This is a genomic window from Pantoea sp. QMID4 (genome assembly GCF_030270445.1).
Classification (GTDB): Bacteria; Pseudomonadota; Gammaproteobacteria; order Enterobacterales; family Enterobacteriaceae; genus Pantoea; species Pantoea vagans.
In genome coordinates this window covers 269,472-285,536 of the sequence record NZ_BSXL01000003.1, presented here as the reverse complement: position 1 = coordinate 285,536, position 16,065 = coordinate 269,472, and the positions used below count along the sequence as shown (strand labels likewise).

Annotated in this window: 13 protein-coding genes; 7 read left to right on the top strand and 6 right to left on the bottom strand. The window is 57.6% G+C overall.

The features are described 5' to 3' along the window. The first annotated feature begins 21 nt into the window (after positions 1–21). The 3 genes from exbB to QSK07_RS08735 all read left to right on the top strand — a co-directional run bounded on the left by exbB (position 22) and on the right by QSK07_RS08735 (position 2,732). Complete coding sequence (exbB, locus tag QSK07_RS08745) at positions 22–744, top strand: tol-pal system-associated acyl-CoA thioesterase (RefSeq protein WP_197061516.1); 723 nt, start codon at positions 22–24, stop codon at positions 742–744. Positions 745–750: 6 nt separating this feature from the next. Next, complete coding sequence (gene exbD / locus QSK07_RS08740) at positions 751–1,173, top strand: TonB system transport protein ExbD (protein WP_098052362.1); 423 nt, start codon at positions 751–753, stop codon at positions 1,171–1,173. Positions 1,174–1,409: 236 nt separating this feature from the next. Next, entirely contained in the window at positions 1,410–2,732 is a 1,323-nt protein-coding gene (locus QSK07_RS08735; protein WP_285721382.1) for an MFS transporter, read from the top strand. Here QSK07_RS08735 and QSK07_RS08730 read toward each other — a convergent pair. From QSK07_RS08730 to QSK07_RS08710, 5 genes are read right to left on the bottom strand one after another with little or no spacing between them, the layout of a single operon-like run. Further along, the gene (locus tag QSK07_RS08730) at positions 2,729–3,706 is read right to left on the bottom strand and encodes a Csu type fimbrial protein (protein ID WP_285721381.1); all 978 of its coding nucleotides are present in this window, start codon (positions 3,704–3,706) and stop codon (positions 2,729–2,731) included. The two genes, QSK07_RS08735 and QSK07_RS08730, sit on opposite strands and share 4 nt — an antisense overlap. Continuing rightward, positions 3,703–6,150, bottom strand: coding sequence for a fimbria/pilus outer membrane usher protein (locus tag QSK07_RS08725; protein WP_285721380.1), 2,448 nt, complete (start codon positions 6,148–6,150; stop codon positions 3,703–3,705). Before QSK07_RS08725 ends, QSK07_RS08730 begins: the two co-directional genes overlap by 4 nt. A 7-nt stretch (positions 6,151–6,157) precedes the next feature. Then, positions 6,158–6,856, bottom strand: a complete 699-nt coding sequence (locus QSK07_RS08720; protein WP_285721379.1) for a fimbrial biogenesis chaperone — start codon at positions 6,854–6,856, stop codon at positions 6,158–6,160. Positions 6,857–6,881: 25 nt separating this feature from the next. Next, positions 6,882–7,397, bottom strand: a complete 516-nt coding sequence (locus QSK07_RS08715; protein ID WP_275221535.1) for a Csu type fimbrial protein — start codon at positions 7,395–7,397, stop codon at positions 6,882–6,884. Positions 7,398–7,419: 22 nt separating this feature from the next. After that, positions 7,420–7,989: a spore coat protein U domain-containing protein gene (locus QSK07_RS08710; protein ID WP_275221533.1), complete on the bottom strand. Its 570-nt coding sequence runs from the start codon at positions 7,987–7,989 to the stop codon at positions 7,420–7,422. Between the two features lie 546 nt (positions 7,990–8,535). Here QSK07_RS08710 and QSK07_RS08705 point away from each other — a divergent pair. From QSK07_RS08705 to QSK07_RS08695, 3 genes are all read left to right on the top strand, one after another. Beyond that, positions 8,536–10,617 carry a putative bifunctional diguanylate cyclase/phosphodiesterase gene (locus tag QSK07_RS08705; protein ID WP_285721378.1) on the top strand — a complete coding sequence of 694 codons (2,082 nt, stop codon included), beginning with the start codon at positions 8,536–8,538 and terminating at the stop codon, positions 10,615–10,617. A 144-nt stretch (positions 10,618–10,761) separates the two neighbouring features. Beyond that, a complete protein-coding gene (locus QSK07_RS08700) occupies positions 10,762–12,909 on the top strand; it encodes a bifunctional diguanylate cyclase/phosphodiesterase (RefSeq protein WP_285721377.1) in 2,148 nt (715 codons plus the stop codon). A gap of 126 nt (positions 12,910–13,035) precedes the next feature. Continuing rightward, positions 13,036–14,475, top strand: a complete 1,440-nt coding sequence (locus tag QSK07_RS08695; RefSeq protein ID WP_285721376.1) for an aminotransferase-like domain-containing protein — start codon at positions 13,036–13,038, stop codon at positions 14,473–14,475. Here QSK07_RS08695 and QSK07_RS08690 read toward each other — a convergent pair. Then, a complete protein-coding gene (locus QSK07_RS08690; RefSeq protein WP_098052371.1) occupies positions 14,436–14,918 on the bottom strand; it encodes a YlaC family protein in 483 nt (160 codons plus the stop codon). The two genes, QSK07_RS08695 and QSK07_RS08690, sit on opposite strands and share 40 nt — an antisense overlap. Positions 14,919–15,249: 331 nt before the next feature. Here QSK07_RS08690 and QSK07_RS08685 point away from each other — a divergent pair, with 331 nt between their 5' ends. Beyond that, complete coding sequence (locus QSK07_RS08685) at positions 15,250–15,861, top strand: cupin domain-containing protein (RefSeq protein WP_285721375.1); 612 nt, start codon at positions 15,250–15,252, stop codon at positions 15,859–15,861. Positions 15,862–16,065 lie beyond the last annotated feature (204 nt).

Here is a 16,065-nt window from a genome sequence, read left to right as displayed (position 1 = left end):
AGCGTGGTAGCCAGTGATTTGATGCAAACGGACCTCTCCGTTTGGGGCATGTATCAACATGCCGATATCGTGGTAAAGGTGGTCATGATTGGCCTGTTATTGGCCTCAGTGGTGACCTGGGCGATCTTCTTCGGTAAATATGCCGAACTCAGCGCGGCTAAGCGTCGCCTGAAGCGTGAGCAACTGGCACTGGGCGAAGCCCGCAATCTGAATGACGCCGCCCGCATTGCCCAGACGTTTACCGGGCACAGCCACTCAGTGGTGCTATTGAACGATGCGCAGAATGAGCTTGAACTGTCGGCTGGCGTGGAAGATACCAACGGTATTAAAGATCGCACCAGTTTCCGCCTTGAGCGCCGCGTAGCCGCCTTCAGCCGCCATGCTGGACGTGGCAACGGTTTCCTGGCGACCATCGGGTCTGTTGCACCCTTTATCGGCCTGTTCGGCACCGTCTGGGGCATCATGAACAGCTTTATTGGCATCGCGAAAACCCAGACCACCAACCTTGCGGTGGTGGCACCGGGTATTGCCGAAGCGCTGCTGGCGACCGCGATTGGTCTGGTTGCTGCGATCCCGGCCGTCGTCATCTATAACGTTTTTGCCCGCATGATTGCCAACTACAAAGCCTCGCTGGGGGATGTCGCCGCGCAGGTGATGCTGCTGCAGAGTCGCGATATCGATTTGGGTACCGTCGCCACAGAGGTTCCGCGTCCTGCGACCGCCCAGAAACTGCGCTTAGGGTAAGTTGTTATGGCCATGCGATTAAATGATGATCTGGAAACCGATGGTGAAATGCATGAGATCAACGTGACGCCGTTTATCGACGTCATGCTGGTACTGCTGATCATCTTTATGGTGGCCGCGCCACTGGCTACGGTCGATGTGCGCGTTAATCTGCCTGCTTCCACCAGCGCGCCGCAACCGCGTCCGGAAAAGCCGGTCTATCTGTCGATTAAAGCGGATAAGCAGCTTTACGTGGGTAACGATCAGGTCACCCCGGACTCGCTGGTGAATGTGCTGACCAGCCAGACGCAGGGCAACAAAGAGACCACCATTTTCTTCCAGGCAGACAAGTCGGTAGATTATGAAACGCTCATGAGCATCATGGATAAGCTGCGCACGGCGGGTTACCTGAAAATTGGTCTGATGGGCATGGAAACCGTGAAGAAATAGCGGGTTATCCGGCAAAATGAAAAGGCGACGGTTAAGGTCGCCTTTTTTTATGGCGGCTCTTCAGCCAGATTAAATCAGGCAGATCAGCCGCCTGGCGGATCACTTATGCTGGCTGATCTGAATTGTTAATTGGTTGTTACTTATGTACACAGAATTGTAAAGTGCAATGGTGAGCCAGGTCACATTAATCTCGCATCAGGCAGGCTAAAACGGCTAAAAAACAACAGGAAGCCGTTATGAGTTACACCCCGTCTTTACAAAAGCCGCCAAAAAGTGCTGCCCGAACCATCTTTAACGTCACCAGTGGTAACTTTCTGGAGATGTACGATTTTATGGTGTTTGGCTATTATGCCACCGCCATTGCCAGAACCTTCTTTCCCGGTGATGACCCGTTTGCTTCCCTGATGCTCACCCTGATGACCTTTGGTGCCGGTTTCCTGATGCGCCCGCTGGGGGCGATCATTCTGGGTGCTTACATCGACCATCATGGTCGTCGTAAAGGCTTATTACTGACGCTGGGCTTAATGGCGATAGGTACCCTGACCATTGCGCTGGTGCCAGGCTACGCCACGCTGGGCGCGGCTGCACCGATTCTGATCCTGCTGGGACGCCTGTTGCAGGGCTTCTCGGCAGGCGTCGAGCTGGGTGGCGTATCGGTCTATCTCGCGGAAGTCGCGCCGAAAGGTCGTAAAGGCTTTTTCGTCAGCTGGCAATCAGGCAGTCAGCAGATTGCGGTGATTTTTGCCGCCCTGCTGGGCCTGATGCTGAATCATCTGATGGCGAAAGAAGCGGTGACGGAGTGGGGCTGGCGTATCCCGTTCGTGGTCGGCTGCCTGATTGTGCCGTTCCTGTTCTACATTCGCCGGATGCTGGAAGAGACCGAAGCGTTCAGCAAACGTAAACATCACCCGCGCATGACGGAAATTATGCGGTCAGTTGCCAGCAACTGGGCGCTGGTGCTGGCGGGCATGCTGATGGTGGTCACCACTACGGTGATGTTCTACATGATCACTGCCTTTACCCCGACCTTTGGTAAAACCGTGCTGATGATGAGCGATAAGCAGGCGTTTCTGGTTACCCTCTGCGTGGGTGTCTCAAACCTCTTCTGGCTGCCGCTGATGGGAGCGCTGTCGGACCGCGTGGGTCGCCGTCCGCTGCTGATCATCTTTACCCTGCTGATGATTGTGACGACCTGGCCGGTGCTGCACTGGCTGGTGGGATCGGCCAGCTTCGCTCATCTGCTGGAAGCGGAACTGTGGCTGTCATTCCTTTATGCCAGTTACAACGGGGCGATGGTGGTGTATCTGGCGGAGATTATGCCTGCTGAGGTGCGTGCCGCCGGTTTCTCTATGGCCTACAGTCTGGCGACGGCGCTGTTTGGCGGCTTCACGCCTGCCATCTCCAGCTATCTGATCCACGCCACCGGTGATAAAGCGATGCCGGGCGTCTGGCTGACCTTTGCTGCCGTCTGCGGGCTGATTGGTACGCTGTTAATTGGCCGGATGGTGAAACAGTATCAGTTGCGCCACAGCGCTACCCCGGCCAGCGCTTCTCTCTAAAAGGACAAATCGACCACCACGCTGTCGCTGTAGTTACCGGCTGGCGGCGTGTTCTGCGTGGTCAGGATGCGCGCGGTGTAGTTAAAGCCGCGCGTCAGTCCATCCGTGGATACCGCCGTCGAGGTGGTACTGCTCCAGCGTTCCGTGCCTGCCGGGCCCCAGCGATTGCTGGTGGTACTTTTATAAATCTCATAGCTCAGCCGATTCGTCCCGCTCGCCATATTCCTGACGCTGCTCACCGCATAGCTGCCATTGCTCAGTCCGACGGTATAGGTGCTGCCTTTACTGCACAATACGTTGATGGTCTGCGAGACGGTGGAAAAGCTGCCCACCAGCGGCGCGCTGCCAAAGCTAATATTGGGCGAGGTAATGGTCGTGCAGTCATTGGTCAGGATAGCGGTGATGTTAATCGGGATTACGCCACTGCCGGTCTGCTCACTTAAGCAGAGATTGCCCACGCCGACACTGGTGCAGATGCGATAAGTCACCGCCATGTTCAGCGTCACCTGATAGGTTCCGGCGGCGACCACCTGACCGGGAACGGTGCGCAGATAGACCGGAATGGCAAAATTGAGGCTGCCCAGCAAACCCGCCAGGTTGATCAAAGTCTGTGATGCATAGACAAATGGCGTGCCACCGATGGTCAGTTCGGTGGCGCAGGCACTGTCGGTGCAGAGTTGCACCGGTACATTATCGCTGCCGGTGTCACCGCTACGCTTGAGGATGCCGCGCGTGCCGCTGACAGTGGTTGCACCGGTCAGCTGGAAGGTTATCTGGTTATTGCCCAGCAGCGACAGCGACGAGCCGGAGCCACAGTTGACGTTGGCGTTGGTGGTGACCGAGCTGACGGTGGTATTCGCCACAAACGTGGTGACCGAACCAAAGCTCGCCGTGGAGGCGGGCAGGGTACAGGCGGCGTAGCTCAGTGACGGCAGTAGCAGCAACAGGCCAGCCAGTAACAGCGATCTCATCATAGTGGATTTCCGGACATAAAAGGTTCAGCAGGCGCGGCGGCGCTACCTGCAACAGGAGCCGGCAGCGCGCAGGTCAGGGGGCCATAGGTTTTCAGTGCCTGCGGCTGACCGCTGGCGATATGCAGTTCGGTCTCGCAGCGGCGCCCATCGGGCGTGACTACCTCGATCGGATTACTGGCGGTAAGATCTTCCATCCAGACGATGCCATCCCAGCCGACATATCCGGTGGGATGGTCAGGCCGCTGCACCAGGCTTGAGACCGGCAGCGGCTGGCCCTGCGCATCGACCAGGATCACGCTGGCGGCGCGCAGTTTCTCGACCGGGAAGTTGAGCAGGTAGCCGCTCTGGCGTTTCACAGCGAAGCGCTGCTCAACCTGCGGCGTGGTCATATCGGCGGGCAGGTCGAGGGTGTCGATATCATATTTGGCCGGGTAGTAGCTGCTGATGGCGGGCACCAGCAGATAGCCCTGTTGATTGGTGCGTCCCATCGACTGATTTTCGTAGCGCACGTTCACGTCGGGATAGCTTGTTTTCACCAGCACAAAGGCGTCGTTAATGGCGTTAGCGGCAAAGACGCTGTTATCCATTAACACCAGCGCACCGGAGAGATCAGCCCATTGCGTGAGGTTGTCATTATCGCCATAAAAACCGCCGGAGGTATCAATCTGGTTATTGCGATAGTGCAGACTGCCCTGACGATAATCGCCGCTGTCACCGCTCTGATTCGCCCAGGAGGCATCCCAGGCGAACCCGCCGTCGCTGGGCATGGCGCTGGAGGCGTAGACACGCTGGCTGTCGCGACCGCGCTGATCGCGTTCGGTGCTGATGGCCGCGCTGCCCTGTTCACCAAACGGGATCACCAGTGAGATGGCACCCGTCCAGCTCTTCTCCTGCTGATCGCGGCTGGCAGAGACATAGAGACTGCTGTTACCCCACAGGTTTTTACTCCATGAGAGGTTCCACAAGCGGGTGCGGTCGCCCTGGCCGTCGGTGATATCGATGAAAGCGGCACCCACGCTGCCAGACTGATTCAGCGAGACGCTGGCGCTGTACTGCGCACTGCGGCGCGACAACGCGTAACGGCTATCCGCCTGGCTACCGGCACGACTGCCGACCAGCGCCAGATTGCCGAAGTCGCTGCTGCGCTGGGTCTGCTGCGTGCCGATGTTGAACCAGCTGTTGTTGTACTGGTAACCCCAGCTATACTGCCTGCCGCTCTCGCCATCAAGCTGACTCTGCGCCACCGCGCCGTTGACCACGCCCCAGCTGTCGACGCGTAACTGACCGCCCAGCCCGCCCATCGCCAGGCTTTCGCTGCCTTCAGCGTGACTCTCCAGCGTCAGCCAGTCGGTCATGCCGTATCTGTAAGAAGCGCTGGCGGCGGCCTGCCCATAATCGAAGTTTTTTATGCCGTAGTTCTCGCGGATCGCACCAGCGGAAAAGGCATAATCCGACAGGCCCGACTTCAGCAGATTACTGGAGACGTAAAACGGCATGGTGGTCGTGACGCGACGACCCACTGCATCGGTGGTCGTGATCACTGCGTTACCCGCGCCGTTAACAAACGGCACATTGGTCATCGACCAGGGGCCTGGCTGCACATTTTCCTGGCTGGAACGATAGCCGTTGATAAAGAGATCGACGGTAGAGGGAACGGCTGCCTGGCCGGAAAAAGCGGGCAGCGGATAGGTCACCAGATCGGGACGGACGCTAAAGTCGCGGCCGATGCGGATGCCGCCGAGCCGCACGCTGCTGCTCCACGCCAGCGAATCGGTGACCAGATCCCCGACCCGCCAGCTTACCGCCGTGTTCTCATCTTCATTGCTCCACCAGCTGTCGTAGCGGATATAGCCGTTGTCCTGATAAGTCGTACTGCCTTCCAGCTGCTGCTGCCAGACGCCGTTAGTTGAGACGTGCCCGGCATCACCAAACAGCCGCAGTTCGTTCCAGGCGGAAAGTCGGGTGCCGCTGGTATCAGTGCGGCTGGCGTACAGATCGTAATTAATCAGCGCACCGCTGCTGGTACGGCCTGGAAAGCGCGGTCCGTTTTTCGCCTCACCAATGATCTGGCCGGGCAGCCAGTCAGGCGGCACGGTCAGCAGCAGGCGCTGCCGCGCAGCGTCATACTCCACGCTGATGGATGGCAGGTTGCTGACATCAACCTGTGGCTGCTGGCCCAGCTTATCCGGTGACAGCCCGGCACGCTGCAGATCGCCGCTACGCAGCCAGAAATGACCGTCGCGCTGCTCCACCGCCACAATATTGCCGTTCGCCTGCTGGTTAATCACCAGCTCCAGCATGTATTGCTGACCCGCGCCGCTGGTCTGCAGGCTGGGCGGCGGGGGCAGGGATGAGTAAGTCTCCGCCAGTACAGGATCCGGCGTAAGCGCGTAAATCACGCTGGCCACCGCCAGCGCGCAGGGATGCAGGGAAAAAGGTCTCATTCAGCGCTTACTTCTGAGCAGCGCTGCGCCACTGGCTTTTGTTCACGTCAGCGGTAAGTTCGCCCCCCACCGGCGAGGTGAGCGGCCAGCGATGCGTGCTGTCCGCCAGAACATAGCCGTATAAGCCTTCGCCCAGTTTGCGACCGCCAATCGCCACATTGCTGAGCCGGGCGTGGCCGTTGCCGCTGTTGGTCAGCTGAAGCCAGCGCTTGCCGCCTTCGCTGACCTGTTGCCAGCGCAGAGCAGGGCGGGCGCTGTCGGTAGAGAGCCCGGTACCATACACAAACAGCGGCACCGAATAGCGCATCTGAAAGGTTAGTCCGGCCTGATTTTCGCCAGGGTTGTTCGGCGTCGGGATCTCATCCAGTACCACACGATAGGCCAGCTCTTTACCGGCCGCAGGGGGCGTCTGTTTAATCAGCCTGACCAGCTGTTTCTGGCCCGGATCCATCCGCACCATCGGCGGGCTGGCGACTACCTGCTGCTGGGTCTGATACTGCTCCTGACTGTTAATCTGCTGCCAGCTGAAAACCCGGATCTGCATCATGGTCGTGCTGTTACCGCGATTCTCAAGCCAGAGCTCGCTGGCTTTCTCTTCAGGATTAATGGCGGGATCAATGGGCCAGATCATCACCGAGTTGGCGGCGAACGCCGGAGAGAGCAGGGTGGAACTCAGCAGGAGCAGCAGGGCGCGCAGTGGCTTCATGATCATATCCTTGTTTTCTATCACCTCACCAGCTCAGGGTGACGGTCAGCGTATCGGTATAAACGCCGGCGCGCGCAGTGCCGGGCAGTTGTAGCTGGCCATAGATCGGCAGCGTAATGTTATTGGCATTGCTATAGCTCAGCGACACCGCCTGGTTTACCGGGATGACCGTGGTGCGGCTGGCGTTACTAAAGAGCGTATAGGGAACGGTATTGGTGAAATTGGGCAGCTTCAGATTACGGGTTGTAGTGAAGTTACTGCCCTGATTGATGCTCATGCTCAGTGTGGTGCCTGGTGTACAGGCAAGGTTAATGGAGGTGCTCTGCACGAAGCTGGCGTTAACGGTACTGGTCGCCACACCAGACTGCGTGCCGAAATCAAGCGTGCCGAAAACGCCGGTATTGGTACCGGATATCACGCAGCCTGCCACCACCGAGGCGGTCACCTGGAAGGTGCTGGTGGGCAGACTCCAGGCGCTGACGCTTGCTATCAGCAGGGGCAGGCTGCGTGCGATCGTCAGGCAGAGTCGCCAGAGAACCAACCTTATTTACCTGCGGCAGCAATTAGTAGTTCACGGCCACGTTAATGGTATCGGTATAGGTTCCGGCAGGGATCAGAGGGTTAAAGCCACCACCGACCACCCGTCCATAAATGGCGTAGTTGGTACCCAGAGTCGGGTCAGTGGTGCCACTGGCCGCGATAGGCGTATTGTTGGCGATCGCCGTGGTGAAGGAGGCATCACTGTAGAGGGTATAGGCGATACCCTGCGCATTATTCGATCCCAGAATCAGATAGCGCGGCGACGTAGAGGCGGTACCATAGATAGTAGCTGGCGCAGCATTACTGCTGGTCACGACCACGTTGTAATCCTGACCGGTGGTGCAGCGCACAAAAATACCGTTACCGGCTGCACCAACCAGGGTGGCGTTCAGGGTATCAAAGGTGGCGGCGCTGCTGCCAAAGTTCAGGGTACCGAAGTTAACGCCCGCCGTGGCTGACTGTCCGTTAACCAGACAACCGGTGGTCAGCGTTAACGTGGCATTGATGGTTCCCGAGGTCGTAGCCGCCTGGGTAAGGGTTGGAACTGCAACAGTTAATCCTGCAGCGGCAAACAGAAAAAGCTTGAGTTTCATAATATTTCCTTACGGATTATCGAGAGTCAGTGCTTTTTCACCCGGTGTTTATTAACGATTCAACCCAAAATAAGGAAATAAAAATAACAAGACCGGCAGCGCCGCAGTCTTAAGAAAAATCTTAGACTTAAGAATGATGATTTATATCAGTTTTACTTACTATAGATCAGTTAAAGCGTTACGCGAAGTGCTGCTGTTTATTTTTCGTTAATCATATGGTCTCTCTGGCCGATAACCCAGTTACAGCAAGGCAAAATAGCGAGGCGGCAAAATAAAACCCCCTTGTTTTACCGGTATCTGGAATGCTTTCTGCTTCGGTGATATGTTCCTGTACCAATCAGACATAATAACGATTTAGCGCCACACTCAGCAGGCGGTTAATAAAATGCAGGTCACAAATGACCCTGCGTTTGTGGGGCTGTTTTGCCCGGTCTTCAGGGCCAGGAAATACCGAAGTTTATTAACTTTCACCCGATGGGTGTTTTTAAGATTACTTTTCTGACTTTATACAGCACCTGTTTTTCTGCGGGTGGTGAGGAGTTGTACATGTTGCTTGTCACCTGGGATAACATTCTGATCTGTGTTTCGCTGATCGTGGCGTTTATTGCCTCTTTTACAGCACTGGACACCGCCGGACGGGTGGCGGTCTCCCATGGCTGGAGCGCGCGGTTCTGGCTGCTGGTGGGCGGCACGGCAATGGGGATTGGCATCTGGGCCATGCATTTTATCGGGATGCTGGCAATGATGATGCCGATGACGATGCGCTATGACACGCGGCTGACGATCCTCTCACTGCTGGTGGCGATCCTGGCGTCAATATTTGCTTTCGGCCAGACGGTGAGCGGTTTACATCTCACCCGTCAGCGGCTGCTGCGCGGCACGCTGATCCTGGGCGTGGGTATGGTAGTGATGCACTATCTCGGTATGTATGCTCTGCTGATTGATCCCCGCCCTGAGTGGAACAGGCTGCTGGTAGCGCTCTCTGTGCTGATTGCGTTTGTAGCCTCAGGCGTGGCGCTGTGGCTGGCGTTTCACCTGCGGCAGGGTGACCATCATCTGCTGCTGATGCGTGGGCTGGCCTCACTGGTGATGGGGATTGCGATTGCGGGCATGCACTATGTGGGGATGGCGGCGGCGGCGTTCAGCCACGACAGCACGATGCAGCCGCATGGCGTCAGTAATCCGGGACTGGCGGTATGGGTCACGCTGATTACGTTAATTATTCTGGGGATCACTCTGCTGAGTTCGATGCTGGACGCCCAGGTGCGCGCCGCGCGGCTGGCAACCCGGCTCAATCGCGCTAACCAGGAGCTGTGTCAGCTGGCAATGCATGACAACCTGACGGCGCTGCCCAACCGGGTGATGCTGGAGCAGCAGCTTGATCTCGCCATCAAACAGGCGATGCTGAATGAAGATCGCTTTGCGGTGATCTATATGGATCTCGACGGCTTCAAGGCGGTCAATGACACCTGGGGACATCATGTCGGTGACCGGTTACTGGTGGCGGTGGCGGAACGGCTGCGCAGTCAGCTCAGTAACACCATGTTGCTGGTGCGGCTTGGCGGGGATGAGTTTGTGCTGATGGCGGAGTGTGATATCAGCCCGGCCCGGCAGCTGGCGCAAAAACTGGTTAAGGTGATCGGTACGCCGTTTGAACTTGACCGCTATGTACTGCACGTTTCACTCAGTGCCGGTATTGCGATCTTTCCACTGCATGGCAGCAGCCGGCAGGAGCTGTTGTTTAATGCCGACGCGGCGATGTATCACACCAAACACAGTGGACGAAACGGCTGGTGCCTGTTTGAACCCGCCATGAGCGCGGCAACGCAGCATCAGCTGGAGCTGGCCAACGATCTGTGGGAAGCGATCGATCGGCAGCAGATGCGGCTGTTCTATCAGCCTAAATTCCGTTCCGGCGGCACACGATTAATGGGATTTGAAGCGCTGCTACGCTGGCAGCATCCGCAGCGCGGTCTACTGACGCCTGAGCTGTTTTTGCCGCGCGCCGAAAAAACCGGTCAGATTGTGGCGCTGGGCAACTGGGTAATTGAGGAGGCGTGCCGGCAGTTAAGGATCTGGCACAGCCAGGGACACAGCGACTGGACGGTCTCGGTGAATCTCTCGGCATTGCAGTTTCACCAGCGTGATCTGCTCAGCACGCTGACCGGGACGCTGGCGCGTTACCAGCTGTCAGGTAGCGCGCTGATGCTGGAGATCACCGAAACGATTGCCATGCGCGACCCTGTTTTCAGCCAGCAGCGGATTCGTGAGTTGCAGCAGGCAGGCGTCAGCGTCGCCATTGATAACTTCGGCATCGGCTATGCCAACCTGTTGCATCTTAAACATCTGGATGCCAGTGAACTTAAAATCGATCGCAGCTTTATCAACTGCCTGCGACCTGGCAGTGAAGATGCGACCGTGGTCAGCGCCATGCTGACGCTGGCGCAAAGTCTTAACCTGCGCATGGTAGCGGAAGGGGTTGAGACGGAAGAGCAGCAGCATCTGCTCACCAGCTTAGGCTTTGATGCATTGCAGGGGTATCTGCTGGGCAAGCCAACGCCTCCGGATCGGGTTGACGCGTTCAGTTTTCCCGCACTGCGGCAGCCGGTGTCGTCGGTTTCTGGCTGAAGCTGACGATAGATTTCATCACTCAGAATGAGTGGAAAGGATGCAGGGTTCGCGGCTCATCAGCCACCGGGCTATGCCAATAACTAATACAAATTTTAAAAAACCACTGCCCAACCACCAGCACGGCTTTCGCGGGAATGCACTATGTTAGCGACCTCATACGACTCTTTTATCGTCATCGTCTCAGTTCTTGTCGCGATGCTCGCTTCGTTTACCGCCTTAGATATGGCGGGACGGGTGGTACACTCTACCGGTAAAGTGGCGCTGGTCTGGCTGTTCGGCGGCGGTTTCTCCATGGGCATCGGCATCTGGGCGATGCACTTTATCGGCATGCTGTCGATGAGCATGGAGATGGTCATGAGCTACAACGCAGGACTTACCGCCTTCTCCGCCGCCATCGCCGTCTGCGCGTCGATATTTTCACTGTGGCTGGTCTGCAGCAGTGGCGATCTGCCTTTGCCGCGTCTGGCGGGCGGCGCGCTGATCCTCGGCAGTGGTGTCGCGGCGATGCACTACACCGGCATGGCGGCGCTGATGTTCTCGCCCGGTATCAACTGGCAATGGGGCTGGGTAGCGCTGTCGGTGGCGATTGCTCTGGCTGCTTCAGGCGCGGCGCTGTGGCTGGCGTTTAACCTGCGTGAGGGTCAGACCGGCCGGGTCACACTGCTGCGCATTGGCGCCTCGGTGGTCATGGGCTGTGCGATTTCAGGCATGCACTATATCGGCATGATGGCGGCAGAGTTTCCCGTCCACAGCCATCCGGTCGGGCAGGGCGTTAACAGCAACTGGCTGGCGATTCTGGTCACGGTGGTCACCCTCTCGATTCTGGGCATTACCCTGCTGGTCTCGATGCTGGATGCGCGGATGCAGGCGCGTACCTCGATTCTCGCCAGTTCGCTGGCTGAAGCGAATCGCGAGCTGGCTCAACTGGCGCTGCACGATAACCTGACCCGGCTGCCGAACCGTATCCTGCTGGAGGATCGACTGGAGCAGGCGATCAACAAAGCGAACCGTGAGCAGACGCAGTTTGCCCTGATGTTTATGGATCTCGATGGGTTTAAGGCGGTTAACGACGCCTTTGGACACCACATTGGCGACAGTCTGCTGGTCGGTGTGACCGAGCGGATGAGTCAGCAGATGACCGGCTACTACACCCTGGCGCGGCTCGGTGGTGATGAGTTTGTGCTGCTGGTTGAGATCGACGATCCCAATGATGCTGTGGCCATCGCCGATAAACTGGTTAAAGCGGTGGATCGCCCGTTTGATATCTCACGCAGTGAACTGGTGGTCTCACTGAGTCTTGGTATCGCCGTCTATCCCGGCGATGGCGTGGATGAGCGCGAACTGATGTTCAACGCCGATGCGGCGATGTACCACACCAAAAATAATGGCCGTAACGGCTACACCTTCTTCCAGCCCTCAATGAACATTCAGGCGCAGAGCCAGCTTCAGCTGAATAACGATCTCTGGCAGGCACTGGAGAACGACGAACTGCGCCTGTTCTATCAGCCAAAATATTGTGCGCCGCGCGGCCCGATCCTTGGTTTTGAGGCGTTGCTGCGCTGGCAGCATCCGAAGCGTGGCCTGCTGTCGCCCGATAAATTCCTGCCGATGGCGGAAAAGACCGGCATGATTGTCAGCATCGGCAACTGGGTGATCCATGAAGCCTGTCGTCAGCTGCGCCAGTGGCATCTGCAGGGCCATCCTGACTGGTCGGTGGCGGTGAACCTGTCGGCGCTGCAGTTTGAACAATCGAATCTGGTAGAGAAGGTGGTGGATGCGCTGGCAAAACATCAGATTCCGGCCGAAATGCTGACGCTGGAAGTGACGGAGACCACTGCGATGCGCGATCCCGATGAGAGCGTGCGTATTCTCACCGAGCTGACCCGGCTCGGTGTGAAAGCTTCAATTGATGACTTTGGCACCGGCTACTCCAGCCTGCTCTATCTGAAACGGCTGCCGGCCAGCGAGCTTAAGATCGACCGGGCCTTTGTTAATGAGCTGCAGCACCAGAAAGAGGATGCCACTATCGTATCGGCGATTGTGGCGCTGGCGCAGTCGCTGCAGCTGAAAGTGGTGGCTGAAGGCGTTGAAACCACTGAGCAGCAGGCTTTTCTGACCAGCCTGGGCTGCAATACGCTGCAGGGCTATCTGCTGAGCAAGCCGGTTCCCCCTGAGCGGGTACTGGATCTGGCTAATTTTGTGGCGGTGGAAACGGAAGAGGCGATGGCAAACGTAAGCCCGATTGCTGAGGCCGATCAGCCACTGACACCGCAGGTGGCGGTGATCTGACGCGCCTGATCAGAACAGAATCAGCGTAATCAGTACGATAAGCGATGCGCGCCGCCTGTCATTGGCCGCCGGGCATGGTAAAGTCTCGCGGTCAGACGACTCGCGGTAAACAAGGAGAGGCGCCCCGTGGCGAAATACCAGCGCTTGATGGATGAGATTCAGCAGCAGATCGAGGCTGGCATCTGGCTGCCCGGCACCCGTTTACCGTCGCTGCGTCAGCAGGTCGCACAGCAGGGTGTCAGCCTGATGACGGTGCTGCATGCCTATGAGCTGCTGGAGAGCCAGGGCTGGATCGTCTCGCGTCCACAGTCAGGTTACTACGTGGCACCGCGCGCCTTAGCGCCCGCACCGCTCAGCGTAGCGATCAGTGAGCAGGTCGATATCAACGACTTTGTGTTTGATGTACTGCAGGCCACGCGCGATCCCGCCATCGTGCCGTTTGGCTCTGCGTTCCCCGATCCGGCACTCTTTCCGCAGCGTCAGCTGATGCGCTCGCTGGCGAACGTCTCTCATCATCTGACCCCAACCGATGCGCTGCACAATCTGCCGCCCGGCAACGCCACGCTGCGACAGCTGCTGGCGCAGCGTTATGCACGTCAGGGCATCACCCTGTCGCCGGATGAAATTGTCATCACCAGCGGGGCGCTGGAGGCGCTGAACCTCAGCCTGCAATCCCTGACCGAGCCGGGCGACTATGTGGTGATTGAGCAACCGAGTTTTTATGGCGCGCTGCAGGCGATCGAGCGGCTCAAGCTCAAGGCGCTGGCGATTCCGGTTGATGCAAAGCAGGGCATCGATCTCATCCAGCTGGAGGAGGCGCTGCAACGCTGGCCGGTAAAAGCCTGCTGGCTGATGACGACGCTGCAGAATCCGCTGAGCGTGACGTTAACGCCGGAGCGCAAACAGCAACTGGTGGTGCTGCTGGCGCGTTATCAGGTGCCGATGATTGAAGATGATGTCTATGCCGAACTCTGGGCGGGTGAGGCTGCGCCGCTGCCCGCGAAGGCCTGGGATCGCCAGGGAAACGTGCTGCACTGTGGCTCGTTTTCCAAGTCGCTGGTGGCGGGTTTTCGCGTCGGCTGGGTGGCGGCGGGACAGCATGCGCAGCGCATTCAGCGCCTGCAGCTGATGAGCACGCTCTCAACCAGCGCACCGATGCAGCTGGCGCTGGCCGACTTTCTTGCCACGCGGCGTTACGACACCCATCTGAAGCGGTTGCGACAGATACTAGCGAAGCGACAGCAGATGGTGCGTCAGGCGCTACTGAAGGTGCTGCCGCCGCAGGCGACGGTCAGCGAAGCGCGCGGCGGCTATTTTCTCTGGGTGACGTTGCCGGACAGCATCAATACTACCCGGCTCTACCAGCAGGCGCTGGCGCAGGGGATCAGTATTGCACCGGGTCAGTTGTTTTCGGCAGGAGAGCAGTTCAGTCACTGCTTCAGACTGAATACCGCCTGGCCGTGGGATAGTCGGGCCGAGGCGGCAATAGCAACGCTGGGTCAGTTAATAGCGGAACCGCAGGCGCATCAGACGCGCGCTGCTTCCTGGTGGCCCCAGGTCAGGTAGTAGACATCATAAAAGTCCACTTCCCCTTTTTGCGTCAGCAGACGCTGGATACCACTTTTCACTCGTTCCGGTGTTTCAGGCAGCGACAGAATGCGTGAGATAGCCTGTTCGCGCACCGGCTGAACGTAATACCACTCACCGTTGTAGCAGACACGCAGATCAAGCGCGTCGATATCTTCAAAGCGATATTTCGGGTTGATATCGAGCAGCATCAGCACGCTCATCACCAGCACAAATGCGGTGGCAAACCAGAAGGCGGGCCAGCCGAGCATGTCGGTGGTGAATATCAGCGCCACGCACAGGCCGTAGCAGAGATACATAACGGCCCAGAGACCGGGATGGTTCTTCAGAAACGAGAGGCTGAAGCGCGGCAAATTGTCGCGACGTTCTTCGCGGTTAAGCGTGGCGATCTCGTCAATCAGGATTTGTTTAATAGCGTCCATTTGTTACCTCACTGTCATCTGTTAGCTATTACAACAGAGAACAGTCAAGCATGTCAGAAACAGATCTGGGCGATTTTTGTATAACAGTTTATCAAAAGCGTGTCCGGGTATGGGGCTGCCGTACCTGCGTGCCGGGCCGCCTGACATTTTGCAACACTTTACCGCAGTAAGAACCGCTATCCGCAGCCGTCCAGGCACTCTCTGGCCCTATTGTTAACGACGCATTTGGCTTTAGTCAGCAATATCAGTCCATTATCTCAATTGTGTCGTCCGGCGCACATTGCATTGTGCCGCGGGTTTGCCACACTTAGAAAAAAACCGGAGAACCTGTATGCGTGCCTCATCCTCCAGTCTGATGTTAATGATGTCCTTTGCCGCGGGCACCTTTGCGGCCGGGGCCTCTGATAATCCTCAGCATCTGATGCTCGCCATCCCGTCGGGCGGCGTACCTAATAACCCGTTACCTCTGATTATCTGGCCGCGCGTGGTGCCGGAAGAGGAGGAGATCGCAGCGTGGTTTGAGAAAACGTTCGACGAAAACGGCTGGCCACCCGCCTGGCGCTATCCGATTTTCCCCTATACCCACTTCCATCCCAACACCCATGAACTGCTCGGGGTTGCGGAAGGCTGGGCGGAAGTGCTGTTTGGCGGCGACAGTGGCCGGATGGTTACCCTGCGCGCAGGCGATGCGGTGCTGATCCCGGCGGGTGTCGGTCATCGCCAGGTCAGCGCCAGCGAAGATTTTATGGTGATTGGCGCCTATCCGCACGGCATGTCGCCTGAGACGCTGCGCGACGAACCCGCGAAGCTGAAAATGGCGCAGGAGCAGGTGAAAAAAGTGCCGTTGCCGACGCAGGATCCGTTCACCGGTAAAGAGGGCGCCTCAACTGAGATCTGGCAGCCGATTGCCGCAATGCATTTACAGCAACAGATGGATCTGTAAACGCCGTTTCTGTCGCGAAATGATTAAGCGCGAGCCAGCCTCGCGCTCTGACCTGGCCGGCTGTAAAACCTGCCTTAACGCCTAACTTCAGGCGCTTATCCCGATCATTACATCATTGAACATTTGCTCGCCGCTGCCGATATATCCCCTGTTAAGATTAGTTATTCTTCTTAATGCGCTTGTCTTCGCAGACCTTTTCCGCTT

Bases quoted from the DNA above. Each gene is read 5' to 3' on its own strand.
- QSK07_RS08705 (WP_285721378.1), top strand. From the start codon at position 8,536: ATGTTGCTTGTCACCTGGGATAACATTCTGATCTGTGTTTCGCTGATC.
- QSK07_RS08700 (WP_285721377.1), top strand. From the start codon at position 10,762: ATGTTAGCGACCTCATACGACTCTTTTATCGTCATCGTCTCAGTTCTT.
- exbB (WP_197061516.1), top strand. From the start codon at position 22: ATGCAAACGGACCTCTCCGTTTGGGGCATGTATCAACATGCCGATATC.
- QSK07_RS08730 (WP_285721381.1), bottom strand. From the start codon at position 3,706: ATGATGAGATCGCTGTTACTGGCTGGCCTGTTGCTGCTACTGCCGTCA.
- QSK07_RS08710 (WP_275221533.1), bottom strand. From the start codon at position 7,989: ATGAAACTCAAGCTTTTTCTGTTTGCCGCTGCAGGATTAACTGTTGCA.
- QSK07_RS08720 (WP_285721379.1), bottom strand. From the start codon at position 6,856: ATGAAGCCACTGCGCGCCCTGCTGCTCCTGCTGAGTTCCACCCTGCTC.
- QSK07_RS08725 (WP_285721380.1), bottom strand. From the start codon at position 6,150: ATGAGACCTTTTTCCCTGCATCCCTGCGCGCTGGCGGTGGCCAGCGTG.
- QSK07_RS08685 (WP_285721375.1), top strand. From the start codon at position 15,250: ATGCGTGCCTCATCCTCCAGTCTGATGTTAATGATGTCCTTTGCCGCG.
- exbD (WP_098052362.1), top strand. From the start codon at position 751: ATGGCCATGCGATTAAATGATGATCTGGAAACCGATGGTGAAATGCAT.
- QSK07_RS08690 (WP_098052371.1), bottom strand. From the start codon at position 14,918: ATGGACGCTATTAAACAAATCCTGATTGACGAGATCGCCACGCTTAAC.
- QSK07_RS08735 (WP_285721382.1), top strand. From the start codon at position 1,410: ATGAGTTACACCCCGTCTTTACAAAAGCCGCCAAAAAGTGCTGCCCGA.